Below are 22948 nucleotides of genomic sequence, written 5' to 3'. Positions count from 1 at the left end.
TCAGATATATTTATATTTTATAAATCAGATGTGACTTAGTGATGAACTTATAAATTCAGCTACCTTGTTGGCTGCTGTGCGTACGGGATCGGTCTTGAGATGGGCATACCGCGCGGTGGTCTGCACCTGCGTATGGCCGAGCAGCCGCCCGATCATGGTCAGGTCCGCGCCAAGCTGGAGCGCGTCTGAGGCGAAGGAATGGCGCAGATCGTGGATGCGTAGCGTGTCCAGTCCGGCCCGCGCGCGTAGTCGCCGCCACGGTTTCTGGATGTCCGTCAGATATTGCCCCTCCACCTTCCCGGTGATGACATAGGGGTTGCCGTCGGTCCGGGGTATATCCGCCAGCACGTCCAATGCTGCCTTGCCGATGGGTACGATTTTGGCTCCGGTCTTTGAATCTGGCAGGCGCAGGACACCCGCGCGGAAGTCCACATAGTCCCATTTCAGGGTCTGGATTTCCCCAAGGCGGCATCCGGTGAGCAGCAGCAGGCGAATGCAGGTTGCGGCTTCCGGCTCGCCCTCTGCCTCCCGGAGTACCTTGCCCAGCCGGGCCAGTTCATCGGGTGTCAGGTAACGCTCTCGCTTTACTTCCTTGTAGCGTTTGACCTTCCAGCAGGGATTGATCCCGTCTGACCGCACGCCCCACGTGTCGGCCAGGGTAAACATGATGGATAGAACGCCGAGCACCCGGTTGGCCTGATAGGGCGTCTCTTTCAATGACTGGTGCAGTTCGACGACATCGGCACGGGTGACGTCGATAACCTTGAGCGTTCCCAGCTTCGGTGTGATGAACAGGTCCACGCAACGGCGATACTCGTATTGGGTTGAGGACTTGCAGTGCGAGGCGACATGCTCGTCGAGGAACCGCCTGCCGAACTCTTGCATGGTCGCGGCGGCACGGAGCCGGTCGCGTTGTGCGCCGGGATCGCTGCCCAGCCGGACATCTGAGAGATGCTTCATGGCCTCGGTGCGGGCCTGATCCGGTGTGATCGGACCATGTGGACCGATGTTGACCCGCCGGATGCGTCCGCCCGCGCGGAACTGGGCGAGGTAGATTTTCCGACCCGAGGGATGGACCCTGAGACCAAAGCCCCTAAGCTCGTCGTCCCAGAGGAAATACTCTTTGCCGGTTTTGGCGGCGGCCGCGACGGAACGTTTCGTGATCTTGACCATGCTCTTGCCTCCAGCGCCGGAATCACTGGAATCAAATAGGAATCATTTGGGGGCGAAATCAGGCGATCCCGGTCAGGGAAGAGTGTACCCTACCCAGAGTAAAAACTTAAGGAAAACCGTCATTTATCGTGAAAAAATCGGCTCTGTGCGGTAATTGTGTAAGTATTTGACTGGAACTCATAACCTGAAGGCCGCAGGTTCAAATCCTGCCCCCGCAACCACCGATACCGACACTCCCGTGAGCACAGCTCCGGGAGTGTTTCTTTTTTCAGCCTTTCCAATGGCTTGCCGCTCGATCCAATTTAGGATTGTCCCCAGTTCTCCATACAGCATCGCGTCGATCTCGCCCCGGTTCGGGCCGGGTGTCAGCATGACCTTCTCGATCAGCTCCCGCAGCGCCTCGGCGGCTTCCAGCCGTTCCTCGGGGCGGTTGAGGGCATCGGTCAGGCGGCCGACCTTGCGGGCGTAGATGGTGGAGGCACTCGGCAGCAGATCCGGCACATCGTCGGGAACGTCTGACAGCAGGGTCGCCAGTTCCGCTTTGCGCGTTTCGAGCGTGTCCATCTCTGCTTTCATGCTGGGATGGAACATCCCTTCCTTGATGGCCTCAATGATGCCCCGGATCTGTTTCTCGACTTTCACCTGTTCGACCTGCCAGACATCGGCGTTGGAGCGGCGCTCGCGGTTGAGTCGGTTGGTCTCCTCGGCATAGGCATGCATGGCCTCGGCCGCGATCTCCGGTGCCATCATCCGGTCCTTCAGTCCGGAGAGCACGCGGCGTTCCAGATCGCGGCGAGGAATCGTCCTGCTGTTGGCGCAGGAGCCATTGGTGACATGGGAGGAGCAGGCGAAACGGTCGGAACCCCGCAGCGTGTAGGGACCACCGCACAGACCGCAGAACAGCAGGCCCGACAGCAGGGATTTCGGTCGGCGTGTGCCGTTGAGCCGGTTGCGCTTGTGGTGAGCGCGAACAGCCTCGGTGACGTTGACGTATTTCTCGGCGATGACGTTCTGGCGGGCCTTTGTCGCCTGCCAGAGTGCGTTATCGACAATTCGCAGGTCGGGAACCTCCGTCACCACCCATTTTGATTCCGGGTTCAGCCGTGAGACGCGCTTGCCGGTGGACGGGTCTTTGACATAGCGCTGCCGGTTCCAGACCAGCCGACCGATATACAGTTCGTTGTTGATGATGCCGGTGCCGCGCTTCACATGGCCCCGGATCGTGGTGTCGCTCCACAGCTTGCCCTCCGGGCCGCCGATGCCCTGATCGTTCAGCGCCTTGGCGATGGCACGCGGGCCAATGCCGGCAGCGAAGTCACGGAAGATGCGGCGGACGATCTCCGCCTGATGCGCGTCAATCTCGCGGTCGCCCCGGATCTGCTCGCCCTTTGCGTCGAACTGGCGGACGACGCGGTAGCCGTAGCAGAGGCCCCCGCCGGATTTGCCGCCCTCGACACGGCCACGCAGACCGCGATGGGTCTTGGCCGCGAGATCTTTAAGGAACAGGGCGTTCATCGTGCCCTTGAGGCCGACATGCAGTTCGCTGATTTCGCCTTCCGCCAGGGTGACGATCGGCACGCCAGCGAATTTCAGGTGCTTGAACAGGGTCGCGACGTCCGCCTGGTCGCGCGAGATGCGATCCAGCGCCTCGGCCAGCACGATGTCGAACCGCCCGGCCTGGGCATCCTGCAACAGGGTCTGGATACCGGGGCGCAGGATCATGCTGGCGCCGGAGATGCCCGCGTCCTTGTAGGCGCCGACCACCTTCCATTTCTCGCGCTTGGCGTGTTCCCGGCAGATGCGGAACTGGTCCTCGATCGACGCCTCGCGCTGGTTGTCGGACGAGTAACGGGCATACAGGGCGACGCGGGTCATGGGTGTTTCCTATCAGGCGACCTTGTCCATCCGGCTGGGCCGGATCAGCACCTCGGCGGAGATGCCGAGGCCGTCGTGCAGCTGGCGGATCATGTCGATCGACAGGCCGCGTTTGCGGTTCAGCACGTCCGCCACCCGATTGCGCGGGCCGATCATCGGCTCCAGATCCTTGCGGGTGAGGCCCTGCTGCTCCATGCGGAAGCGGATCGCCTCGACCGGATCGGGCGGGTCGATCGGATGGTGCTTCGCCTCATAGGCGTCGATCAGCGTCGCCAGCACGTCGAGCTTGTCACCGTCCGGCGTGCCGCTCTTCTCACCCCACAGTCGGCCGACTTCTTCCAGGGCCGCGTCATAATCCGCCTCGTTGCGGATGGGCTTCAGATCAGCCGTCATGTTCCACCTCCGTCACGTCGATCCTGTCATACGCCTTGTGTGTGCCGATCCATTTGATCCAGACGATGTTCTTCTCGAAATCGACCGCCACGACCAGGCGATAGGCATTGCCCTTGATGTTGAAGACGATGCGCTCGGCGTTGACGATGCTGGCCGTGGCGTAGAGCCGCTTCACATCGGCGGTGCTCGTCCACGCAGCCCGGCCGACTTCGGCGAACCAGACGTCCAGCGCCGCCTTGACGGCCGGCTGGTCCTTCTGGCCCGCCAGACTGTCGACGAACTCTCTCAGCGTGCGACGGGCGATGATCCTCATTGACTGACCTTATATCACGGGACCATAGTGGTCACAAGAAAAATGCACGACTACCCGACGAAGGGTCGTTCGGCGGGGAACGCGCCGCCGGGGAGGGAGGCTACCGCATGGGACTGGATCGGTTCTGCCGGGCCTGTTTCCGCTCCAGCGTACGGGCACGCTCGAACTGCTCGCGGGCCATCTGGCGGCCGATCAGGCGGGCAAGGGACCGGATGGCTTCATCAGACGGGCGGAACGCCTCCTCGGCTGTTTCCGCGTCACCGGCGGGGCCGAACACCTCGATTCTGATCCTGTCGGGTCTGCGTGCCATCCTGTCCACCTTCCCGGTCATGGGGCGACAGGACCGATGAAGGACAGGGCAAGGGGATTTGAGAAGACCGTACGCCGGTCAATGCGTTAATCGGCGGTGATCGCGCAGAAAAGGGAGGCTTATCGGTTGTGGAAAAGGTGATCATTCTTCTTGTGATCGGATATGCCATTGGATTCTATATTCGAGATCGTCGTGCGAAAGAGGCTCTTGTGCAGTCCGAACGACAGGCTGCGGGTCAGATTGAGACGCTTCGTCGACAGATCGCCACGCTCAACAAACAGGCTGCCGATAGGCAGCAGGAAGACGAGCGGCGTCGGCAATACCGACAGGAGAACGACCTGTCAGATCCGCAGAACCAGTTGCGCTTCATTGGTGAATGCAGCCTGAAGGCTGTTCCTCCCGTCAATCGGGAAGCGGTGCGCGTACTCTACGCGATCGATGAGTGGATCTCCTTCCCTTGGTGGAAGCCTTCTGCCCGGTGGGTGGTCTGGTGCTGGACCCGTTTGCGGGTTCCGGTTCGTCGCTGGTGGCGGCGCAGCATCTTGGGCGCGATTGGCTGGGGATGGAACTGGACGCGGACCACGCCGCCACGGCGACCCGGCGCCTGGCCTGGCACGCGGCGAAGAGAGTAGCGGCATAGGGAGTGAAAGCCGCAGGGCCGACAATTCGGTTCTGCGGTGCCCCTTTCCTTGGCCTGTCGGTCCGCATAAATTTGCGCCAATCCGACTTCGCGGATCGGCGGCGGGAAGATGGAAAATAAGCGCCGCTCGCCGGGCGAGTGCCCTGCTCGCGAACTATTCTGGCAGGTGCGGAAGAGCGACATAATATCCGTGCGATCGCGTTACGAGATCGACATATCTCCAAATGCAGTCTGCACAAAATCTTCCCTTTGCGCATCCTGGTGTTCCTGCTGCCAGAAGCAGGCGCAAGAGGAAGGGTAACGCGATGCCGATATCAGATTGGCAGTCGCCGGCCGCTTACGAACATGCACAAGACATAGCTGCCGCCGGCATGGCCTGGGAATATCTTCGACGTGATGACGATTATCGTCGCGCGTTTCAGCGAATGAAAACGCTTGTGGCTCCGAAGCAAGGGGGCAGCAAAGCCTTTTCCGAACGATGGGGTTTGCGATTTCCCTGTCGATCCGGCGCAGCCTGCCGGCCGCACGCCTGTTTTCTGGATATCGGAACTCTCGCCTGACGTGATCGAACTGCGCGAGGCTCTGGCGAATGCGGATGATCCGGCCGTCATGCCGATCAATCTCGCGGAATTACCAGACCTCGTCGCGCGACTGGATGACGGTGATGCATGGCACGGTTTTTGGCCGTCCAGAGCGTCGGCACATCAGTTCTGGCTCCCGACAAGTCCAGCGAATGGACGCGCCACCTATGTCGTGATCCTGCCGCTCGATAAGCTGCTGGAGCTTCGCGCGGAGGCCGTGCTGCGTTTATGGCGCGCGCTGGTCGGTCGGCCTGAGGGCAGGTGGGCGCATGATTTCCCGCAGCAGACGCGGGACCGGCATATCCTGATGCTCAGGGCGTTGGATGGGAGAGCGGCTGGCGCGAGCTATCGCAAGCTTGCTGAGGCATTGCTTGGGTTTTGTGGCAGGAAGGCCGATTGGGAAAGCGATCCTCGCAAGAACCAGGTTCGGCGTCTCGTTGCCGATGGTCGGTATTATGTTCGTGGGGGTTACCGTGATCTTTTGCGCTATTCGATCCGACTGTCTGATCGTTGAGATAAGGCAAGGGACCGGGAAGTTATCATGAGTCCGAACATGACCAGGGCGCCGCAACAGGCCGATAATATTCGGATACGACGCTGTGCTCTTTTCAGCCCAGTATCCAGGAAACGCCTGCCTCGGCGTGAATCGCCGTGGTATCAAAAACCGGCAGATCGGTATCATCCTGCGTGATCAGCATGGTGATTTCCGTGCATCCCAAAATGACGCTGTCGGCTCCTTCTATTTTCATTTGTTTGATGACGTCACGATAATAGGCCCGGCTTTCGTCGCGTATGACACCACGGCAAAGTTCTTCATAGATAATGCGATGAATGCCGCTCCGCGCTTCCTCATCGGGAATCATGGCCGTGATACCGAACAGATCGCGCAGCCGTTGCGTGTAGAACGTGCCTTCCATGGTGAAACGGGTCGCAAGAAGCGCGGGGTGTTTACACCCGGCGCGTTGCAACGCTTCACCGGTTGTGTCCGCGATATGCAGTGTCGGGACTCCGGTCGCCAATTCGATGGGCTCATGAAGACAGTGCATGGTGTTGCTACAGATCAGCAGCGCCTCAGCGCCTGACCGTTTCAAGTGCTGACCGGCCCGGCCTAATTGTTCCGCCAGCGCCGACCAGTTATCTTCACGTTGGCGGTCCGCGATCGGCACCGGCAAGGCGCGCTCCTTCCTGCGGCGTCCCAACACGTTGTCCTGGGTGCCGAGCACATGTCCGGTGTTTTCCCGTTCGGACGAAGGCGGTGAATACCTCGTCCTGCGCGGTATGCCGACTATCATGATAGGGCATCGGGAGGCCGGGGAGCGGCCTTTGAACGGAATTGTCGACCCGGACGCCGTGGCGGCCGCCTGTTTATTGCGGCGCAGGCTGCTCTCCGGGACACCGAAAATCGCATCGGAGCCGGATATCCTTGCCGCCGTCCTCCTCCATCATTTTACTTCAGGAAAAGTTGCGGCTCCGTGGATCACGGCGGCTCGTCTGGCCGCGATTGACAGGTTGATCGACCGTCACATGGGCGAACGGCTGGAGGTTGCCCGACTGGCGGCGGAGCTTGAATTGTCCGTTGGATTTCTGGTGCGGGCTTTCAGGCAAAGCCTCGGCGTAACGCCGCATCGCTATCTCATGGAACGACGCCTGGCCCGTGCTCGACAACTCTTGGACGCCCGGTGTCCTATTGCGGACACCGCCACGGAATGCGGGTTCGCCGATCAGGCGCATCTGACACGCTGTATGAAGCGTTCCGTCGGCGTCACTCCCGCGTTCTACGGTCGTATGGCAAAATGAGACGGCAATATCCAATACGCTCGCCTGTGGTCCGCTTTCGCAGTCCAAGGCTATTGTTTGACAGCCTGTGATTATGTCCGAAAGCGGACGCTTGTCGGGTTTGCAAGTTAGCACTGTTACGCTAAGTTAGGTTAAATCGTAGTATATATTCCTTAAGGTAAATCGAATAACAGGTACAATCATCGATCGATCATAAATCAAGATTTCCAATAATATAAATCCGAAAACAGTGTGGAAATATTTTTCATTTAATAGAAATTGGAGTGATAAATGTCTCAATCTCTATGTGATTTTTCGAATCAAGTAAAAACAGTAGATCAATTAATAAATATACATAGAAATTTGCGGAGTGGTCGAGGGCGTCGCTATGAACAAGATGCATTATATAAAGCAGGGGTGGTAATGATCGTTGCTTGTTGGCAAGCGTATATTGAAAACATTACACAAGAAGCTTTGAATATTATTGAACGTAGTATCAATAACCCTCAGGCTCTGCCACCAACGTGGGCAGTTCAAATTTTTAATAGCAAGAAATCTGAAATACGAAATGCGATTAAAAAATTTAACACGCCAGATGATGTTAGAGTTAGAGACTTACTCTCTAATTCTTTTGATTTTAATCCTTGGTTAAATTGGGCATGGAGATCCGGCCCACGACAATGGACAGAGAAACAAACACGTTCCCGGACCAACCAGTGGCTACAAGTACGTCATTCGGTAGCTCACGGGTTTAGCCTGCCGTCCGATATTCCTTGGATTCAGGGAAACAATAACGTTCCGCGTCTTACCTTGAATTTACTAGAAGAATGCAAGAAGCACTTTGTCTTTCTTGCAAATAAAACGGACAGTGGATTCCAAACGCATCTTATTGCACGCTACTTGATAGCAAACCCGTGGTGAAACCAAAAATTTTCTAAAATATAGCTTATGTGAATAAAAAATCATCTCTACGTGAATTAATTATCAACTTCATCGGTTCGTTCATTGATCCAGTCCCAAACACTTGATTTAAGCCATCCTTGCCTATGGTGGGGATTGAGTTCCATAATTAAGAAATTATCGCCCCACTTTTCCGTAATTTTTTTTATTCGATCAAACCACTTGTCGGAATCAGAAGAAGTAAAAAGAAGCCAGCAGTTTGGTGATATTTGCAACCAATCAAGAGCTCTATCTAAAGCATCATGAATATCGCTTGTTTCCACTATTCCTTTTTTAGGTGACATTGCTAACATAAGAAGTTTTTTAGGCATCTTTATCTTCCTTATTTGAAATAGAGGAAGGAAGTGTGTGCCCATCAGATCTTTCTTCTCCTGAATTTATTGATCTATTTGGATTCGCAGTTTGGAACTGAAATTGTCTTGCTATTACAAGTTGTGCTCCCTCCATAAGAGCCAATTCAGGATTGTCTTTTGCATACCTTTTTGCCGACACAAACCAAATCATTATTGATATAGTAGTTATTATTCCAATAGATATCTCAAAAGCATCGGTTAAAACACTGTCATTTATTTTATATGCTATTACCATCCAGACACTGCAAAGAGCTACCATTACGACTGATGAGCGACCAACGACACCTGGAGCGAATTTGGCAGTCGATGTACTAGACAGGAGTTGTTTGATTGGAAACCCGGGTGGCAATTCAGACATCGTATGAATTTACACTTAAATGGTAGATTATACAAACGCATGTTTTGTATGCATGTCCGCTCATATTCTGTTTGTGTCTAAAAGTGAACCTTCCGCTGTCTCCCATGGCGGTCGTTCCCAATAAGCGTCCTCCATCGGGGTGCCGGAATCACCCCCTGCTGATTCCGGCACTCTCCAGACCGCCGATCCTCCGCCACGGTTCGCCATGGCCCGCTGTCGTGACCGACAGCCGCCGAACCCAACCGGAGGCTCGATCATGCTCGATCCCAAGACGGGGTTGCCGCCCCGTTTCCTGCGCACGCCCGATGCGGCGCGTTTCCTCGGCATTTCCATCCGCACGCTGGAAAAACATCGCACCTACGGCACCGGTCCGACCTATCGCAAGATCGGCGGCCGCATCGTTTATACCCTCGCAGACCTTCAGGGGTGGACTGAGAACGGCGTCCGCCGGTCCACGACGGACGAGACACCCTGCCGCGTCTTTCCGGCCCGCCCACTGACCCCGGCCGAAAAGGCGACCCTCTGAATGGCCGGCGTCATGCCGCAGCGCGGCCAGCGGGGGCGGGAGAGTGAGCGGCTTCGCCTCGACCCCTTCGTGATCGCGGGTGGCGATGCCAGTCCCCGCGACCAGCGCGACCTGATGGAGCGGCCGTTCTTTTCGCTCTCCAAGGCAAAGCGGATCGCCCCGATCCTCTACGAGGCCGGCGGCCAGAGGGTCGAGATTCACGGCCTGGCCGAACACGGCATGGCGACCATCTGGGATGCCGATGTGCTGATCTGGGCCGCCAGCCAGATTGTCGAGGCCGAGAATGCCGGCCTCCGGACATCCCGTTTTCTGCGCTTCACCCCGTACCAGCTTCTGACGGCCGTCGGCCGTGCCACAGGCGCGCGGGACTATCGCCTGCTCAAGGCCGCGTTCGCCCGGCTGCAATCGACCGTGATCCGCACCACCATCCGCAACGGCGAGTCGTGGCGCCGGCACCAGTTCTCCTGGATCAACGAATGGGAGGAACGGACGACCCGCGACGGTCGTGTCGAAGGTATGGAGTGCGTTCTGCCAGACTGGTTCTATCGCGGCGTCATCGATCGCTCGCTGGTCCTGACCATCGACCCGGCCTATTTCCGTCTGACCGGGGGTATCGAGCGCTGGCTCTACCGCGTCGCCCGCAAACATGCTGGGCACCAGCCGCAGGGCTGGCTGTTCGAGATTCTCCATCTCCACGAAAAATCCGGCAGCCTGGCGCGTGTCTCTGATTTCGCGCTCGACCTGCGTCGCATCGCTGCCCGCCAGTCGCTTCCCGGTTATCGCCTCGCGATCCGGCGCGAGGGGCGGCGGAAACTGCTGCATATTCGCCCCGTCAATTTATCCACAGTGCCTGTGGATGACGGTGTGGATGGACACGGGATTTCGGGCGCAGAGACTATCGGGACTTCGGGCGCATCACTATCGGGATTTCAGGCGCACGAACCCCAGCTAAGCCTTTGGCCTGAAACGCGGAATCGCGCTCTTAACTTAGAGTCTAACTTAGACTCTAACTTTTTGATGTTGGGGCGACCGGATGTCGACCGTGGTGCCGGTGCCGCCGACAGGCCGGGCGATCCGCACACGTGTGGTCTTTCTCCCATGCCGGGAGATGGGCCATGACCAGCGCCATAACATTCCGTGCGCTGGGCAACGCCCTGCCGTTTGCCCGTGACGCATTGACCTATGTCGAACTGACCCACATCGAGAAGCGCGTCGAGAACTGGATCAGGTTCGGCCAAGAGGCTCAGGAACAGATCCTCGACCGACGCCGCCGGATCTTTTCCTTCCATCCCGGTAGCGTCTTCGCTTTCGTCCGCTGGGCGGCCAATGATTTCGGCACGATCGCATCGCGCATCGACATCCTGCGCGCCGTGGTGCCGGTAGAACCCTGCCAGACGGTGCCTTTCGTCCGGCCGGGCGCCGAAATCCTGTTGCGGGTTGCAGGCTGGCCGAAGGTCGAACAGGTGCTCCGTCATATCGATGCGGTGGAAGAGGCCGGCATCGACGCCTGCGCGGTTTCGCTGGATCACTGGCGGCATGTCGGCAACCGGCTGAACGCGGGTGAGCAACCGCGCCCCTACACGACGGCACGTCATCGGGCCTGGCTCAGACGGCGGGAGATCGTGCCATGACCCGCTTCGGTTATGTCATGGCGACGTATTTTGCCGCGATGGGCGTGGCCGTCGCCGCTATCGTCCCCGTGCCGGTGAAGCTGCTCTGGAATGCCTCTGCCAGCACGCCCCTCGGCCTCTACGACCTTACCGCACCGAACGGGTTGAAGGTCGGCGATCTGGTCGCCGTCAGGCCGCCGAAACCGCTGGCCGATTTCATGGTCGGGCGCGGCTATATCGGGCGGAACGTGCCGCTGCTCAAGTCTGTGGCGGCGCTGCCTGGGCAACAGGTCTGCCGTGTCGGCCGTACCGTCACCGTGGATGGTGTGCGGCTGGGCGAGGCACAGGACCGTGACCGGCGCAGGCGTATGTTGCCGGTCTGGCAGGGCTGCCGCCGCATCGCACCGGATCAGATTTTCCTCATGAACCCGTCTGTCCACGACAGCCTGGACAGTCGCTATTTCGGCCCGCTCCCGCGCGCCGCCGTGATCGGCCTGGCGACGCCGCTCTATACCGACCCGCACGGCGACGGCCATTTCGTCTGGCACGGTCTGTTCGCTGATAGGCTCATGCCGTTCCTTCCCAACATCGCTACGGAGACTTCCCATGCCGCAGATCGGTAGCTTCACGCGCGACAAGACCGGCTTTGCCGGGCGTATCCAGACCTTCCTCGGTTCTCATGAGATCGTCATCGTGCAGGCCGAGAAATCGGACTCCGACAACGCCCCGGATTATCGCGTTCATCGTGATGACGAGGATGGTCCGGAGATCGGTGCCGGCTGGAAACGCACGGGCGAGCGTGCCGGCGATTATGTTGCCCTGGTGATTGACGATCCGCTCCTGCCGCAGCCGTTGCGCGCCAATCTGTTCCGTGCCGGCAGCGACGGCGGTCTCTGGTCACTGCACTGGAGCCGCCCCCACAAGCGCGATGGACGGGAATGACGTCATGCAGAATCAGACCCGGATCGTGTGTCTGCTGGCGGCGGGGTGTCTCGTTGCCATGGTGCCGGGTGTTGTATCGGCGCAGACAATCGACATCCCATATGCTGCCGAGATTGCTGAGGCTGCACGGCGCTTCGACATTCCGGCGACATGGATCAGGGCCGTGATGGGCGCCGAGAGTGCTGGTGATCCGGGCGCCGTTTCGTTAGCGGGCGCGATGGGGCTGATGCAGATCATGCCCGGCACATGGGCCGATTTGCGCAGCCGGCATCATCTCGGTCGTGATCCCTACGATCCGCGCGACAACATTCTGGCAGGCGCGGCGTATCTCCGCGAACTGCATGACCGCTACGGTTCTCCGGGTTTTCTCGCCGCCTATAACGCCGGTCCCAATCGCTACGAGGCATCTCTGGAGGGGCGTCCGCTCCCATCGGAAACACGCGCCTATGTCGCTTCCGTTGCGCCGACCATCGCAGGTGGCGTCGACGCTCCCGTCATAATCGCTGCGGCCGATCGGTTTGCCTGGACCCGTGTGCCGCTTTTCATCGTGCAGCAGGATCGCAGCACGGCGGTCGCGTCTGTGCGCGATATGTCGGGGATCATGCCGCGATCGGATGGGTTGTTCGTAGTGGATGGCAGCATGGGATCACGGCCATGATTGCAGTGTGCAGGGCAGGGGGCAGAGAGGCAAAAAACGGGCAGAAGAGGGAGCGCAAGATTAAAGCTGACGGCACCCCATGGGGCCGATCCGCAAGGCAAGCCCTTGTCTGCACATTGTTTTGGGTGGCACCCCCTTTGAGGGGGTATGGTGCCGCGACAGGCGGCGTAGCCAATTTTCGCCCCGTTTTTCGCGGCACTCTTGTCTGTTTTTGGCGCTGTCGGGCGGATCGGCGGTCATGAGCGCGGGCGACGACACCCGCTTCCGCCCGAGGCCGGGGCGTATCCGCGCCGACACGCCGAAGGTCGGTCGTGCCAGAAGTTTCCTCACCAGGGTGCGGACCGTCACGCGCCAGCAACAGGCGGCGAGCGGCGGGAGCGGACGCACCCGAGGTGGCGGCCCTAGCCATGCGCCAAGGGGGGAGGGAAGCATCGCGTCCGGACGTGGTGTGCGGCGTGGACGCGGGGCGACCTTCGTGCGTGCCCGGAACCTGTCGAACAACTGGAGCCATCGCCGACCAGGCAGTCGTCGCGTTGTCGTCAAATCCCGCTCCGTCCGGGCCGCCGGGCGAAATGGCAAGGCTGCTGCCCATCTCCGTTATATCCAGCGCGACGGCACCGCCCGCGACGGCGAGCGGGGACGGCTCTATTCTGGAACCGAGGACCGTGCTGATGGTGACGCCTTTCTCGATCGCGGCCGTGATGACCGCCACCAGTTCCGGTTCATCGTCTCGCCAGAGGACGCCGGAGATCTTGCCGATCTGACGGGCTATACCCGCGACCTGATGGCGCAGGTTGAAGCCGATCTCGGCACGAAGCTCGATTGGGTTGCCGTCAACCATCACAATACCGGCCACCCGCATGTGCATGTCGTCGTCAACGGCCGTGACGACCTGGGCGAGGATCTGGTCATCAACGGCGACTATCTCGCCAACGGTATCCGCGAACGGGCGAGCGAACTGGTGACGCTGGAACTCGGCCCCGTCACGGAGATCGAGCAGCTCCGCAAGCTGGTTGCCGAAATCGACCAGGATCGTTTAACCCGCATTGACCGGGTGATGCTCGCGGAGGCGGAGGACCGGTTTCTCGATGTGCGCCACGAGCCTGACGCTCCGCGTGCCCAGGCGGATCGGACGCTCCGCCTGCGCCGTCTTGGCAAGCTGGGCGATATGGGCCTCGCCACGGAACATGCGCCCGGTGTGTGGGAACTGAGCGCGCGGTTGGAGCCGACGCTGCGCGAGATGGGCGAGCGCGGCGACATCATCCGCACGATGCAGAAGGCGCTGCGGGCGGAGGGCGCCGAGCGCGACCCGATGAGCTTTGCGATCCATGATGCGGCACCTGCGGAGCCGATCGTCGGTCGCGTCATCGACAAGCATCTGTCCGATGAGCTGGGCGAGGAACTGACACTGGTTGTCGATGGGATCGACGGCCGCACGCACCATGTTTCCGGCATGGATGCGGTCCGCGTCGCGGAGGCACGGATGGGCAGCATCGTCGAGATAGGCTCGCCTGATGGCGCCGGGCGTCCTTCCGATCGCGCGATTGCAGGCATGGCCGAGGGAGATATCTATCGGCCGAGCCGTCATCTGGAACAGGCTCGGTTCGAGGGGCGGGTGCCGGGCGGTGATTATGACGGTTTTGTCGCCTCCCATGTCCGGCGGCTGGAGTCCCTGCGCCGGGCCGGTATCGTCGAACGGATCGACCCCGACCAGTGGCGTATCCCCGATGATTTCGCCACCCGTGCTGCGGCCCACGATGCGACGAGGGGCGGACGGGCCAATGTCCGTGTCTTGTCGTCCTTCGATCTTGAAAGGCAGATCGGCGCGGAGGGCGCGACGTGGCTCGACCGGCGGCTCGTCGGAGGTGCGGTGTCCGATCTGGTGCCTGCCGGCTTCGGGGAACAGGTACGAGAGGCGATGGAGCAGCGGCGGGAGAGGTTGATTGAGCAGGGGGATGCGACCCGCCGACCGGATGGGCGTGTGAGTTACCGGCGCAACCTGCTTGCCACGCTTCAGGAGCGGGAGGTTGCCCGTGTCGGGGCGGAACTGGCGGCAACAAAATCAGTACCGTTTCGGGTCGCTGTGGATGGCGAGACAGTCAGCGGCAAGTTCACCGGAACTGCCCAGCTATCCAGCGGGAAATTCGCCATTGTCGAGAAATCCCATGAGTTCACACTGGCCCCGTGGCGGCCGGTGATCGAGCGTCACCTCGGGCAGGAGGTGACGGGCACCGTGCGGAGTGGAGCTGTATCGTGGGAGGTAGGGAGGCAGAGGGGGCTGGAGAGATAATTGAGATTTCCTTGACATAATTCCGACGTCCATATAGTTACCATGATAACTAGATGGACTTTAAAGTGCGACATCTACCTTAGTCCACTGTAGCGGAGATACTCATGCTTTCACCATCCGTCCAAAAGAACGACAGCGCACTTGTCTTTATCGAATTCCAACATGAGTGGCTGTCTGAAGAAGGTGTTCTTCAGAAGCGGCTAGTAATAGATAAAGAATGCTTTCGTAAGTCCGTCATTCAGGCATCAAGAGTTCTGGAAACTGCTCGTAGTGTTGGCTGGAATATTGCTCACGCAGGTCTGGATTTTAGTGATGATCGGGAGTTCCTTCTGTTTGGTAGAGGGGAAAATAAATTTGGATTGCGAGGTGCTATTCCCAAAGCTGGGACATGGGATCGTATAGGCTCTAGTTTTGTTGAACCCTTTGTTCCAAGAGATGGAGAATTTGTAGTAAAAGGGCGTTCGGGGGCCAGTACACTCAAAAACTCAACGCTTGATCCATTTCTCCGTAACAACGGGATAAGTACGATTTTCTTGATGGGGTACGCTACGCATATTTGCGTTGAGTCTACTCTCAGAGAAGCACACGATCTCGGCTACAATGCTTATATTGTGGTCGATGCATGTGCTGCTTTCGAGAAAAATCAGCAGGACTACATGCTTGAGAATATTGTTCATCATTTTGGGGAGAAAATCGACGCACAATCATTGATCATGCATATGATGGGAAGTTAGATTGTGTTTTTTCTAAAATCTCTTCCAACTCGCAATGTGCTGATTGAATATAAAAAACGATTTCCAAACATGGACATCGAAGCTGTCGAAAGTGCCCTTAATTTACTGCGGCAAGCAAGCCTGCTCGAACGGCATTTGGATGCATATTTTTCCACTCAAGGTTTGTCGCAGCTCCGATTTTTAATTTTAATTGTTCTTGATAGAGAAAATAGGAAAGCTTCCCTTAAATCCAGTGATATTGCGGATCGTCTCGATATTTCTAGGCCAGTTATGACAAGAACCATTCAGGCCTTAGAAAAAGCGAAGGCTGTCTGTATATCTGAAGATGAATTTGATGGGAGAGCTAAGGTTGTCTCCCTTACTGATTGTGGACGTTCGATACTTCATAATTCGCTCCCCGGATATTACGATATCATTCGTGACTTCATGGAAAGAAATCGCGATTCTACCGTTTCATGAGAATGAAATGCAAAGAGGTCGGCTGATTGGACAACAAGGAATATTTGATGCGAGCCAAAGAACGCTTGCTCGTATCCCACTTGTTTCGTTGCGGCAGGCTCTTTCGGTAGCGCAGCATCTGAATTTCCGCCACGCGGCCGATGCACTCGGCGTTACTCAATCGAGCGTCAGTACCCGGATCAAGGCGTTGGAAGAGACACTCGGCATCGTCCTGTTTGAGCGACGTCATCGCGGCGTCCGGTTGACCGAGGCCGGGCGCCGCTTCGTCGTAGAGATTTCCGCAGGTATCGAACAGATCGATCATGCTGTCAGGACGGCCGGTGCCATCGCCGATGGTACGGTCGGGCGCCTCGCGATTGGGCTGCACGGCTCGATCGCGGCAGGGTTTCTCGCCGATTTGCGTAGGCGCTATCGCGCAGCCCACCCGGCAATCGAGCAGAACATCGTAGAAGGGCCGTCGTCACATACTCTCGCTATGATTCGCGAGGGCAAGCTCGACGTCGCCTTCCTCGTCAATGTCGACAATGTACCGGACTGCCATAGCCGGCATCTCTGGAGCGAGGCGCTGGTGATCGCTCTTCCGGCTGCGCATCCGCTGGCGGCTCTGGAATCCCTTGTATGGGCTAACCTTGCGACAGAGAGTTTCCTTGTCCGGCAGGGTGGCGCTGGACCGCAGGTTTTCGAACATATCGTCCGACGCGTGGCCGAACATGGACGGTCGCCGCGCCTCCAGCGGCGCGATGTCGGGCGGGACACTCTGATGCATATGGTCGCAGCGGGAGAGGGGATTACGCTGACCCACGAAGCAGGGAGCCATGTGCCATTCCCCGGCATCGTCTTTCGGCGGATCGTCGACGAAACGGAACATGCCCGGTTCAGTGCGGTCTGGTCGCCCCAGAACCGCAGCCCCGCGCTGCGAAATCTTCTGGATCTCGCCTCGCATATGAGTCGTATGGATGGTTTGACCATGCAGGCTCAAACCGTGCCATCATCGTTTCCAGTCAAGATACCGGGACATCACGAAACGGGCGGCGCAAGCTTATGAAGCTATGAAGCGCCAATTTGTAACAGCAGCCTGTTACCAGGAGGAAAACCCTAATGACCCTTGAAACCTTCCGTCAGATCCACGGCCTTGATGACAGCCCGTCACCGCTCGACAGGTCGGTGCTGGTCCTGATCGACATCCAGCGCGAATATCGCGACGGGCGGGTGCCGCTCGCCAATGTTGATGCGGCGGCGGATGAGGCCGGGCGGCTGCTTGACCTTGCGCGGAGCAAGGGCGTGCCGGTCATCCATATCGCCCATGATGCCGGACCAGGCGCCCCCGCCTTCGCCAGCGATGGCCCGTATCGCGATTTCCTGCCGCAGGTGACGCCCCGCGAAGGGGAGACGGTTCTGTTCAAGATCCACGCCAATGCGTTTATCGGCACCGGGCTCGCGGACCGTATCAAGGAAACGGGTCGGAACGAGGTCATTATCGCCGGTGATACGGTGGGTGTCTGCGTGTCCACCACTGCCCGCGCGGCGGTGGAGGAATACGGTCTGCGCGTGATCCTGGTGGCGGATGCCATTGCCGCACGCGATGTCGCCGATCCGCTGGGCGGAACGATCGCAGCGGAAACAGTGCACCGCGTCGCTCTGGCCGAACTGGCGGATATGTTCGCCGTCGTCGTAAAGGACAGCAGTGCGTGGAAGGAGTGAGGGCGTCTTGTCCACTCCGTCGGTCAGCGCGGGCTGGCCGGGACAGCCTTCAATAACGCGCCCGGTTCCACGTCCAGTGCCTCTGCAATCTTTCCCAGGATCGTAACGCTTGCCGACACGTCCGCGCGTTCGATCGCTCCGACATAGCGGGTGCTCAGCCCGGCGCGATCGGCCAGCTCCTCTTGCGTCATGTCCCTGTCATGACGCATCCGACGCAGGTTGACCGCCATGACCTCCTTGAGGTCCATGCCATCATCGAGACCTGTGTCGGAACGATCGTTCCAGGAATGATCGTTCCTATTCGTCCTGACCTGTGGTATTCTCGCCCTCTGGCGGGGGCTTTTCTGCGCTAGGTGCGAGACGGACGAGAAGATCGGCACCGGAAACGCCAAGGGCGGCTGTTATGTCAGCGAACTCAATGACATCGATTCGGCGCTCGCCATTCTCGTATTTGGCGACGAAGGATTGGGGCTTCCCGAGTGCGGCCGCCAGTTCCGCCTGCGTCATACCCCCGGTTTTGCGCGCTTCTGTAAGGAGCGATTGGAGCAAAAGCTGTCGGGGTGTGCGCAGGGATTTCTTCATGCGGCATGGCTCTCCGGCGGGGAGGGGAGCCGTTCCGATAATCCTGATTTGGGATTATCCCATTTTAGGATATGTTTGACTGCTATCCTGCTGGAGGGCTGTGGGATGACAGCAAGGCCCGAACTGGACCCCGATGTCGATGATCTGGCGCCGACCGTGCCGGAGATCACGACCTATGACGAAGTGCATTTCATCACCTATCTCCGCCTGCTCGACGCCGAGGCGGATCAGGCCGACTGGGCGGAGGTGGCGCGGATCGTGCTGCATCGCGATCCGGCCGATGGAGAGCGCACGCGCATCTGCTGGGAAAGCCATCTTGCCCGTGCGCAATGGATGACGAAAATCGGTTATCGGAAGATTCTCGAACAGGCCGTGATCGACGCCCGCGCAACCCGGCACTGACCGTCCTTTTTCTACGCCATGGTATCCGGTGGTACGATCGCGACTCATTATATATTGCCTGCCGCCGGGTCGGTCTTTCTCTGATCGGTTTTATTCCCCAAACCGATTGGAGCTTCGATGTCCGGAAGCCGTGTCCTGTGGGGGCAGGTCGTCCTCGTTCTGCTGATCGTCTTCGTCGCTATCTGGAGTGCCACGGAGTGGACGGCCTGGCGTCTAGGCTTTCAACCACAGCTTGGGGCTCCCTGGTTCCTGGTGGCCGGCTGGCCGTTCTATTATCCACCGGCCTTCTTCTGGTGGTGGTATTTCTACGACGCCTATGCGCCGTCGATTTTCGTGACGAGCGGATATATCGCCTCGTCCGGTGGCCTCATCAGCGTCGTCGTTGCCATCGCCCTGTCCATCCTCCGGGCACGGGAGGCTCGCAACGTCGCTACGTATGGCTCGGCCCGCTGGGCGGATACTGTCGAGGTGAAGGAAGCCGGGCTGCTCGATCCCGATGGGGTGGTGCTGGGCCGATGGGATCAGGACTATTTGCGGCATAACGGCCCCGAGCACGTCCTGTGCTTTGCGCCGACCCGCTCGGGTAAAGGCGTCGGGCTGGTCGTGCCGACGCTGCTGACCTGGCCGGGCTCGGCCATCGTCCATGACATCAAGGGCGAGAACTGGGGGCTGACCGCCGGATTTCGTGCTCGGCACGGGCGTGTGCTGCTGTTCGACCCGACCGATCCGGCGTCCTCGCCCTACAATCCGTTGCTGGAGGTTCGGCGCGGTGACAGGGAAGTTCGCGATGTCCAGAACATCGCCGATATCCTGGTCGACCCCGAAGGCGCGCTGGACCGGCGCAATCATTGGGAAAAGACCTCGCACTCCCTGCTGGTGGGTGCGATCCTGCATGTTCTTTATGCCGAGCCGGACAAGACCTTGGCCGGTGTCGCGAATTTCCTCTCCGACCCGAAGCGGCCGGTGGAGGCGACGCTGCGTGCCATGATGTCCACGCCGCATCTCGGCAAGGCTGGCGTGCATCCGGTCATCGCGTCGTCGGCGCGGGAGCTGCTGAACAAGAGCGACAACGAGCGGTCAGGTGTATTGTCCACCGCCATGTCGTTCCTGGGCCTCTATCGCGATCCCGTGGTGGCGAAGGTGACGGCACGATGCGACTGGCGCATCGCGGATCTCGTGTCCTGCGGCCAGCCCGCCAGTCTCTACCTCGTCGTGCCGCCGTCCGACATCGCCCGCACCAAGCCGCTGATCCGCCTGATCCTCAACCAGATTGGCAGGCGTCTGACGGAGGATCTGCATGTTTCCGCCCATCGGCACCGGTTGCTGCTGATGCTCGATGAGTTTCCCGCCCTCGGCCGGCTGGATTTCTTTGAGAGCGCGCTGGCCTTTATGGCGGGTTACGGGATTAAATCCTTCCTGATCGCGCAGAGCCTGAACCAGATCGAAAAAGCCTACGGCGCGAACAACAGTATTCTCGACAACTGTCATGTCCGCGTCGCGTTTGCCACCAACGACGAGCGCACCGCCCGGCGTGTGTCGGACGCGCTCGGCACCGCGACCGAGATGCGTGATTCCACGAATTATGCCGGCCACCGACTGTCTCCCTGGCTCGGGCATCTCATGGTCTCGCGACAGGAAACGGCACGACCTCTGCTCACGCCCGGCGAGGTGATGCAGCTTCCGCCGAGCGATGAACTGCTGCTGGTCGCGGGCGTCGCCCCCGTCCGCGCGAAGAAGGCGCGCTATTACGAGGACGCGCGGTTCATGGAGCGTGTCCTGCCGCCCCCGGCCGCCGGAACGAAACGCCCGTCCACGCTCCCACCTGACGACTGGTCGGCGCTGGAGGCGGAGGTTCCATCAGGAGGGCCAGAACCGGGTGGGAACACGGGCGCTGATGGTGATCCCGCCAATGCTGGCATCCGGCGCGAACCGGAATTGCCGGAGCATGAGGACGTCGTGCCGCCCGAGCATCCGGGCGTGCAGGAGTTCGATGTGCTCGACGACGAGCCGGATGTCGATGCCGCTAGGGCGCGTGCGATACGCCAGCAGGCCCGTTCCGTTGCGCGGCAGGCGACGATGGACTCAGCCGATGGCCTTGATCTGTGAGGATGCCCATGTCGAGCAAGACCCGCATGAATGTATATTTCGAGCCGGAGCTTCTGAAACAGGTCGAGGCGCTGGCGTTGCGTCGCAACGTCTCGAAATCGGCGGTGATCGAGGCGGCCGTTGCCTCTTTTCTCTCGGCCGACGCATCGGAGCGGCTGGAAGCGGTGTTCGCTCGTCGCATGGACAGGATCGATCGTCAGATCGCCGGGATGGACGAAGACCTCGCCATTATGGCCGAGACGCTGGCGCTGTTCATCCGCTTCTGGCTGACCGTCACTCCGCCACTGCCTGATAGTGCCCAGGCATCGGCCAGGGCAAAAGGCGTCGAGCGGTTCGAAGGTTTCCTGCAATCGCTCGGACGAAAACTGGCGACCGGAGATCGGTTTCTCAGAGAACTGTCGCGGGATATCGACACGCGGCGCAATGGCGGTGAAGATCCCGAGTAATCGTCAGATTGCGTGGGGCTACCAAAGGGATTATTCAATCCCGCCAATTACCGCCGTTTCCACGCGATGACCGCACGGTTCGCAATAGTTGTTGAATCGAGCTGAAATGACCCTCTTTTAATCATCCCCGTATGGGGACCGTCTGTTCCGGTCCTGTTCGAGCGGGGATCAGATGACGATTTCTCAGCATAATTCGGAAAGTCAGGCACGCGGCATTTCCATGCTGCGCACGGCGATGGGACCGGCGATTGCAACACATCTTGCCGACCCTGCCGTGGTCGAGGTGATGCTTAATCCGGATGGGCGGCTCTGGATCGACCGCCTGTCCGAAGGGCTGTCCGACACAGGCGAGACGATAACACTGGCTGATGCCGAGCGCATCGTGCGGCTGGTCGCGCATCATGTCGGCGCGGAGGTGCATGAGGGGGTGCCCCGCGTGTCGGCGGAATTGCCGACGGGCGAGCGTTTCGAAGGATTGCTGCCACCGATTGTGACGGCACCCAGCTTTGCGATCCGTAAGCCGGCTGTCGCCGTCTTCACGCTCGATGATTATGTCGCTGCCGGGATCATGGCAGAAGGGCAGGCGGCATATCTTCGCCAAGCAGTTGCGGACCGTAAAAATATCCTGGTCGCGGGCGGCACATCCACAGGCAAGACCACGCTGGTCAACGCCCTGCTGGCCGAGGTCGCGGAGACCGACGACCGGGTCGTGCTGATTGAGGATACGCGCGAACTGCAATGTGCTGCGCCCAATCTCGTGTCGCTCCGTACCCGTGATGGCGTCGTCACGCTGTCCGAACTGGTGCGCTCGGCCCTGCGTCTGCGCCCCGACCGTATTCCGATTGGGGAAGTGCGCGGCCCCGAGGCGCTCGACCTCCTCAAGGCGTGGGGCACCGGCCATCCCGGCGGGATCGGCACGCTCCACGCCGGTACTGCCATTGGCGCGCTGCACCGCATGGAGCAACTGATCCAGGAAATCGTCGTCACGGTGCCTCGTGCCCTGATCGCCGAGACGATCGACGTGATCGCGGTCCTGTCCGGGCGGGGCACGCAGCGCCGGTTGTCCGAACTCGTCACCGTGGACGGGCTCGATCCCGTTACTGGCGCCTATCGCATTCATCCCTTCCAGCATTCGGGAGAATCCCAATGAACCTCACGCTGTTCCGCACGCGTCGGTACGTGCCTGTCCTCTCAGCCATGCTGTTGCTGTCCATCGTATGGTGCTCCTCGGCTCTGGCGTCCGGTTCCGATATGCCGTGGGAGGAACCACTCAACCAGATCCTGGAATCCGTGCAGGGACCGGTGGCGCGCATCGTGTCGGTGATCATCATCACCGTGACCGGCCTGACGCTGGCCTTCGGGGAAACATCCGGCGGTTTCCGCCGCCTGATCCAGATCGTCTTCGGGCTGTCCATCGCTTTTGCGGCGTCCAGCTTCTTTCTGTCGTTCTTTTCTTTCTCGGGCGGAGCGCTGATCTGATGGCGGGATATGACGATGACGCGGTGCCGGGTTTTCATGTCCCGGTCCATCGCTCTCTGACCGATCCGATCCTGCTGGGTGGCGCACCCCGTACCCTGGCGATCGCCAACGGCACGCTCGGGGCTGCGATTTCTCTGGGCCTGCGTCTGTGGTTGGTCGGCGCCGTGTTCTGGATCGTAGGGCACGGGCTCGCGGTCTGGGGGGCGAAACGCGATCCGCAGTTCGTCGAGGTGGGTCGGCGGCATCTGCGCTATCCCGCATGGCTCCGGGCATAGGGAGGG

Annotated in this window: 31 protein-coding genes and 1 pseudogene; 22 read left to right on the top strand and 10 right to left on the bottom strand. The window is 59.6% G+C overall.

What is annotated here, in order from left to right; genetic code table 11:
* Positions 1-24: 24 nt before the first annotated feature.
* The 5 genes from A0U92_RS12890 to A0U92_RS17390 form a co-directional block, all read right to left on the bottom strand.
* Positions 25-1173 carry a tyrosine-type recombinase/integrase gene (locus tag A0U92_RS12890; RefSeq protein WP_077813564.1) on the bottom strand — a complete coding sequence of 383 codons (1149 nt, stop codon included), beginning with the start codon at positions 1171-1173 and terminating at the stop codon, positions 25-27.
* Between the two features lie 177 nt (positions 1174-1350).
* The gene (locus tag A0U92_RS12880) at positions 1351-3048 is read right to left on the bottom strand and encodes a recombinase family protein (protein ID WP_077814445.1); all 1698 of its coding nucleotides are present in this window, start codon (positions 3046-3048) and stop codon (positions 1351-1353) included.
* A 12-nt stretch (positions 3049-3060) separates the two neighbouring features.
* Entirely contained in the window at positions 3061-3441 is a 381-nt protein-coding gene (locus A0U92_RS12875) for a helix-turn-helix domain-containing protein (protein ID WP_077813563.1), read from the bottom strand.
* On the bottom strand, positions 3431-3754 hold the full coding sequence (locus A0U92_RS12870; protein WP_077813562.1) for a type II toxin-antitoxin system HigB family toxin: 324 nt from the start codon (positions 3752-3754) through the stop codon (positions 3431-3433). Before A0U92_RS12870 ends, A0U92_RS12875 begins: the two co-directional genes overlap by 11 nt.
* A 100-nt stretch (positions 3755-3854) precedes the next feature.
* Entirely contained in the window at positions 3855-4064 is a 210-nt protein-coding gene (locus A0U92_RS17390) for a hypothetical protein (RefSeq protein WP_149026468.1), read from the bottom strand.
* Between the two features lie 448 nt (positions 4065-4512).
* Here A0U92_RS17390 and A0U92_RS12860 point away from each other — a divergent pair.
* The 3 genes and pseudogenes from A0U92_RS12860 to A0U92_RS12850 all read left to right on the top strand — a co-directional run.
* Positions 4513-4704: pseudogene (locus tag A0U92_RS12860) on the top strand (DNA methyltransferase); the annotation flags it as partial.
* Positions 4705-4928: 224 nt separating this feature from the next.
* A complete protein-coding gene (locus A0U92_RS18660) occupies positions 4929-5264 on the top strand; it encodes a transcriptional regulator domain-containing protein (protein ID WP_222927824.1) in 336 nt (111 codons plus the stop codon).
* Positions 5265-5313: 49 nt separating this feature from the next.
* Positions 5314-5799 carry a DUF2285 domain-containing protein gene (locus A0U92_RS12850; protein ID WP_408736124.1) on the top strand — a complete coding sequence of 162 codons (486 nt, stop codon included), beginning with the start codon at positions 5314-5316 and terminating at the stop codon, positions 5797-5799.
* A 94-nt stretch (positions 5800-5893) separates the two neighbouring features.
* On the opposite strand, the gene A0U92_RS12845 is transcribed toward A0U92_RS12850, so the two are convergent.
* Entirely contained in the window at positions 5894-6508 is a 615-nt protein-coding gene (locus A0U92_RS12845) for an aspartate/glutamate racemase family protein (RefSeq protein ID WP_236748139.1), read from the bottom strand.
* A gap of 7 nt (positions 6509-6515) precedes the next feature.
* Between A0U92_RS12845 and A0U92_RS12840 the strand changes: the two genes are divergently transcribed.
* Both A0U92_RS12840 and A0U92_RS17385 read left to right on the top strand, forming a co-directional pair.
* On the top strand, positions 6516-7082 hold the full coding sequence (locus tag A0U92_RS12840) for a helix-turn-helix domain-containing protein (protein ID WP_236748138.1): 567 nt from the start codon (positions 6516-6518) through the stop codon (positions 7080-7082).
* 270 nt (positions 7083-7352) lie between these two features.
* Positions 7353-7982 (top strand): HEPN domain-containing protein, encoded by a 630-nt coding sequence (locus tag A0U92_RS17385; protein WP_149026466.1) that lies wholly within the window; start codon positions 7353-7355, stop codon positions 7980-7982.
* Between the two features lie 56 nt (positions 7983-8038).
* Here the strand turns inward: A0U92_RS17385 and A0U92_RS12835 are convergent, their stop codons facing one another.
* On the bottom strand, positions 8039-8332 hold the full coding sequence (locus A0U92_RS12835; protein ID WP_149026465.1) for a hypothetical protein: 294 nt from the start codon (positions 8330-8332) through the stop codon (positions 8039-8041).
* Positions 8325-8609, bottom strand: coding sequence for a hypothetical protein (locus tag A0U92_RS17380; RefSeq protein WP_149026464.1), 285 nt, complete (start codon positions 8607-8609; stop codon positions 8325-8327). Before A0U92_RS17380 ends, A0U92_RS12835 begins: the two co-directional genes overlap by 8 nt.
* Before the next feature lie 379 nt (positions 8610-8988).
* Here A0U92_RS17380 and A0U92_RS12830 point away from each other — a divergent pair, with 379 nt between their 5' ends.
* From A0U92_RS12830 to A0U92_RS12780, 11 genes are all read left to right on the top strand, one after another.
* Complete coding sequence (locus A0U92_RS12830) at positions 8989-9258, top strand: helix-turn-helix transcriptional regulator (protein ID WP_077813556.1); 270 nt, start codon at positions 8989-8991, stop codon at positions 9256-9258.
* Positions 9259-10377, top strand: coding sequence for a replication initiator protein A (locus A0U92_RS12825; protein WP_149026463.1), 1119 nt, complete (start codon positions 9259-9261; stop codon positions 10375-10377). It abuts the gene before it with no gap.
* Entirely contained in the window at positions 10374-10889 is a 516-nt protein-coding gene (locus A0U92_RS12820) for a DUF2840 domain-containing protein (protein WP_077813555.1), read from the top strand. The genes A0U92_RS12825 and A0U92_RS12820 overlap by 4 nt, the downstream gene beginning before the upstream one ends.
* The gene (locus A0U92_RS12815; RefSeq protein WP_077813554.1) at positions 10886-11491 is read left to right on the top strand and encodes a S26 family signal peptidase; all 606 of its coding nucleotides are present in this window, start codon (positions 10886-10888) and stop codon (positions 11489-11491) included. The genes A0U92_RS12820 and A0U92_RS12815 overlap by 4 nt, the downstream gene beginning before the upstream one ends.
* Positions 11475-11810 carry a DUF736 domain-containing protein gene (locus A0U92_RS12810; protein WP_077813553.1) on the top strand — a complete coding sequence of 112 codons (336 nt, stop codon included), beginning with the start codon at positions 11475-11477 and terminating at the stop codon, positions 11808-11810. Before A0U92_RS12815 ends, A0U92_RS12810 begins: the two co-directional genes overlap by 17 nt.
* Before the next feature lie 4 nt (positions 11811-11814).
* Positions 11815-12468: a lytic transglycosylase domain-containing protein gene (locus tag A0U92_RS12805; protein WP_077814442.1), complete on the top strand. Its 654-nt coding sequence runs from the start codon at positions 11815-11817 to the stop codon at positions 12466-12468.
* Positions 12469-12547: 79 nt separating this feature from the next.
* Entirely contained in the window at positions 12548-14758 is a 2211-nt protein-coding gene (locus A0U92_RS12800) for a relaxase/mobilization nuclease domain-containing protein (protein WP_408736085.1), read from the top strand.
* A 104-nt stretch (positions 14759-14862) separates the two neighbouring features.
* On the top strand, positions 14863-15492 hold the full coding sequence (locus A0U92_RS12795; protein WP_077813551.1) for a cysteine hydrolase family protein: 630 nt from the start codon (positions 14863-14865) through the stop codon (positions 15490-15492).
* 69 nt (positions 15493-15561) lie between these two features.
* Positions 15562-15951: a MarR family winged helix-turn-helix transcriptional regulator gene (locus A0U92_RS12790; protein WP_222927823.1), complete on the top strand. Its 390-nt coding sequence runs from the start codon at positions 15562-15564 to the stop codon at positions 15949-15951.
* Between the two features lie 7 nt (positions 15952-15958).
* Positions 15959-16996: a LysR family transcriptional regulator gene (locus tag A0U92_RS12785; RefSeq protein ID WP_077813549.1), complete on the top strand. Its 1038-nt coding sequence runs from the start codon at positions 15959-15961 to the stop codon at positions 16994-16996.
* Positions 16997-17049: 53 nt separating this feature from the next.
* Positions 17050-17652 carry an isochorismatase family protein gene (locus A0U92_RS12780; RefSeq protein WP_077813548.1) on the top strand — a complete coding sequence of 201 codons (603 nt, stop codon included), beginning with the start codon at positions 17050-17052 and terminating at the stop codon, positions 17650-17652.
* Positions 17653-17675: 23 nt separating this feature from the next.
* Here the strand turns inward: A0U92_RS12780 and A0U92_RS12775 are convergent, their stop codons facing one another.
* Both A0U92_RS12775 and A0U92_RS12770 read right to left on the bottom strand, forming a co-directional pair.
* Entirely contained in the window at positions 17676-17900 is a 225-nt protein-coding gene (locus A0U92_RS12775; RefSeq protein ID WP_062106335.1) for a helix-turn-helix domain-containing protein, read from the bottom strand.
* A gap of 49 nt (positions 17901-17949) precedes the next feature.
* Positions 17950-18234 carry a helix-turn-helix domain-containing protein gene (locus A0U92_RS12770; protein WP_077813547.1) on the bottom strand — a complete coding sequence of 95 codons (285 nt, stop codon included), beginning with the start codon at positions 18232-18234 and terminating at the stop codon, positions 17950-17952.
* A gap of 105 nt (positions 18235-18339) precedes the next feature.
* On the opposite strand from A0U92_RS12770, the gene A0U92_RS12765 reads away from it, so the two are divergent.
* The 6 genes from A0U92_RS12765 (at position 18340) to A0U92_RS12740 (ending at position 22942) form a co-directional block, all read left to right on the top strand.
* The gene (locus tag A0U92_RS12765; protein WP_077813546.1) at positions 18340-18636 is read left to right on the top strand and encodes a DUF2285 domain-containing protein; all 297 of its coding nucleotides are present in this window, start codon (positions 18340-18342) and stop codon (positions 18634-18636) included.
* Positions 18637-18753: 117 nt separating this feature from the next.
* Positions 18754-20742, top strand: coding sequence for a conjugal transfer protein TraG (locus A0U92_RS12760; RefSeq protein WP_077813545.1), 1989 nt, complete (start codon positions 18754-18756; stop codon positions 20740-20742).
* Positions 20743-20744: 2 nt separating this feature from the next.
* The gene (locus tag A0U92_RS12755; RefSeq protein ID WP_456305435.1) at positions 20745-21188 is read left to right on the top strand and encodes a ribbon-helix-helix domain-containing protein; all 444 of its coding nucleotides are present in this window, start codon (positions 20745-20747) and stop codon (positions 21186-21188) included.
* A 172-nt stretch (positions 21189-21360) separates the two neighbouring features.
* Entirely contained in the window at positions 21361-22338 is a 978-nt protein-coding gene (gene trbB / locus A0U92_RS12750; RefSeq protein WP_077813543.1) for a P-type conjugative transfer ATPase TrbB, read from the top strand.
* Entirely contained in the window at positions 22335-22667 is a 333-nt protein-coding gene (locus tag A0U92_RS12745; RefSeq protein ID WP_077813542.1) for a TrbC/VirB2 family type IV secretion system protein, read from the top strand. The genes trbB and A0U92_RS12745 overlap by 4 nt, the downstream gene beginning before the upstream one ends.
* Positions 22667-22942, top strand: a complete 276-nt coding sequence (locus A0U92_RS12740) for a VirB3 family type IV secretion system protein (RefSeq protein WP_077813541.1) — start codon at positions 22667-22669, stop codon at positions 22940-22942. The genes A0U92_RS12745 and A0U92_RS12740 overlap by 1 nt, the downstream gene beginning before the upstream one ends.
* Positions 22943-22948: the final 6 nt, after the last annotated feature.

This window comes from Acetobacter aceti, assembly GCF_002005445.1.
GTDB lineage: Bacteria > Pseudomonadota > Alphaproteobacteria > Acetobacterales > Acetobacteraceae > Acetobacter > Acetobacter aceti_B.
This window is presented reverse-complemented; position numbering and strand designations above follow the sequence as displayed.

Bases quoted from the DNA above. Each gene is read 5' to 3' on its own strand.
- A0U92_RS12890 (WP_077813564.1), bottom strand. From the start codon at position 1,173: ATGGTCAAGATCACGAAACGTTCCGTCGCGGCCGCCGCCAAAACCGGC.
- A0U92_RS12880 (WP_077814445.1), bottom strand. From the start codon at position 3,048: ATGACCCGCGTCGCCCTGTATGCCCGTTACTCGTCCGACAACCAGCGC.
- A0U92_RS12875 (WP_077813563.1), bottom strand. From the start codon at position 3,441: ATGACGGCTGATCTGAAGCCCATCCGCAACGAGGCGGATTATGACGCG.
- A0U92_RS12870 (WP_077813562.1), bottom strand. From the start codon at position 3,754: ATGAGGATCATCGCCCGTCGCACGCTGAGAGAGTTCGTCGACAGTCTG.
- A0U92_RS17390 (WP_149026468.1), bottom strand. From the start codon at position 4,064: ATGGCACGCAGACCCGACAGGATCAGAATCGAGGTGTTCGGCCCCGCC.
- A0U92_RS18660 (WP_222927824.1), top strand. From the start codon at position 4,929: ATGCAGTCTGCACAAAATCTTCCCTTTGCGCATCCTGGTGTTCCTGCT.
- A0U92_RS12850 (WP_408736124.1), top strand. From the start codon at position 5,314: ATGCCGATCAATCTCGCGGAATTACCAGACCTCGTCGCGCGACTGGAT.
- A0U92_RS17385 (WP_149026466.1), top strand. From the start codon at position 7,353: ATGTCTCAATCTCTATGTGATTTTTCGAATCAAGTAAAAACAGTAGAT.
- A0U92_RS12835 (WP_149026465.1), bottom strand. From the start codon at position 8,332: ATGCCTAAAAAACTTCTTATGTTAGCAATGTCACCTAAAAAAGGAATA.
- A0U92_RS17380 (WP_149026464.1), bottom strand. From the start codon at position 8,609: ATGGTAATAGCATATAAAATAAATGACAGTGTTTTAACCGATGCTTTT.
- A0U92_RS12830 (WP_077813556.1), top strand. From the start codon at position 8,989: ATGCTCGATCCCAAGACGGGGTTGCCGCCCCGTTTCCTGCGCACGCCC.
- A0U92_RS12825 (WP_149026463.1), top strand. From the start codon at position 9,259: ATGGCCGGCGTCATGCCGCAGCGCGGCCAGCGGGGGCGGGAGAGTGAG.
- A0U92_RS12820 (WP_077813555.1), top strand. From the start codon at position 10,374: ATGACCAGCGCCATAACATTCCGTGCGCTGGGCAACGCCCTGCCGTTT.
- A0U92_RS12815 (WP_077813554.1), top strand. From the start codon at position 10,886: ATGACCCGCTTCGGTTATGTCATGGCGACGTATTTTGCCGCGATGGGC.
- A0U92_RS12810 (WP_077813553.1), top strand. From the start codon at position 11,475: ATGCCGCAGATCGGTAGCTTCACGCGCGACAAGACCGGCTTTGCCGGG.
- A0U92_RS12805 (WP_077814442.1), top strand. From the start codon at position 11,815: ATGCAGAATCAGACCCGGATCGTGTGTCTGCTGGCGGCGGGGTGTCTC.
- A0U92_RS12800 (WP_408736085.1), top strand. From the start codon at position 12,548: ATGGGGCCGATCCGCAAGGCAAGCCCTTGTCTGCACATTGTTTTGGGT.
- A0U92_RS12795 (WP_077813551.1), top strand. From the start codon at position 14,863: ATGCTTTCACCATCCGTCCAAAAGAACGACAGCGCACTTGTCTTTATC.
- A0U92_RS12790 (WP_222927823.1), top strand. From the start codon at position 15,562: ATGGACATCGAAGCTGTCGAAAGTGCCCTTAATTTACTGCGGCAAGCA.
- A0U92_RS12785 (WP_077813549.1), top strand. From the start codon at position 15,959: ATGCAAAGAGGTCGGCTGATTGGACAACAAGGAATATTTGATGCGAGC.
- A0U92_RS12780 (WP_077813548.1), top strand. From the start codon at position 17,050: ATGACCCTTGAAACCTTCCGTCAGATCCACGGCCTTGATGACAGCCCG.
- A0U92_RS12775 (WP_062106335.1), bottom strand. From the start codon at position 17,900: ATGGACCTCAAGGAGGTCATGGCGGTCAACCTGCGTCGGATGCGTCAT.
- A0U92_RS12770 (WP_077813547.1), bottom strand. From the start codon at position 18,234: ATGAAGAAATCCCTGCGCACACCCCGACAGCTTTTGCTCCAATCGCTC.
- A0U92_RS12765 (WP_077813546.1), top strand. From the start codon at position 18,340: ATGACAGCAAGGCCCGAACTGGACCCCGATGTCGATGATCTGGCGCCG.
- A0U92_RS12760 (WP_077813545.1), top strand. From the start codon at position 18,754: ATGTCCGGAAGCCGTGTCCTGTGGGGGCAGGTCGTCCTCGTTCTGCTG.
- A0U92_RS12755 (WP_456305435.1), top strand. From the start codon at position 20,745: ATGCCCATGTCGAGCAAGACCCGCATGAATGTATATTTCGAGCCGGAG.
- trbB (WP_077813543.1), top strand. From the start codon at position 21,361: ATGACGATTTCTCAGCATAATTCGGAAAGTCAGGCACGCGGCATTTCC.
- A0U92_RS12745 (WP_077813542.1), top strand. From the start codon at position 22,335: ATGAACCTCACGCTGTTCCGCACGCGTCGGTACGTGCCTGTCCTCTCA.
- A0U92_RS12740 (WP_077813541.1), top strand. From the start codon at position 22,667: ATGGCGGGATATGACGATGACGCGGTGCCGGGTTTTCATGTCCCGGTC.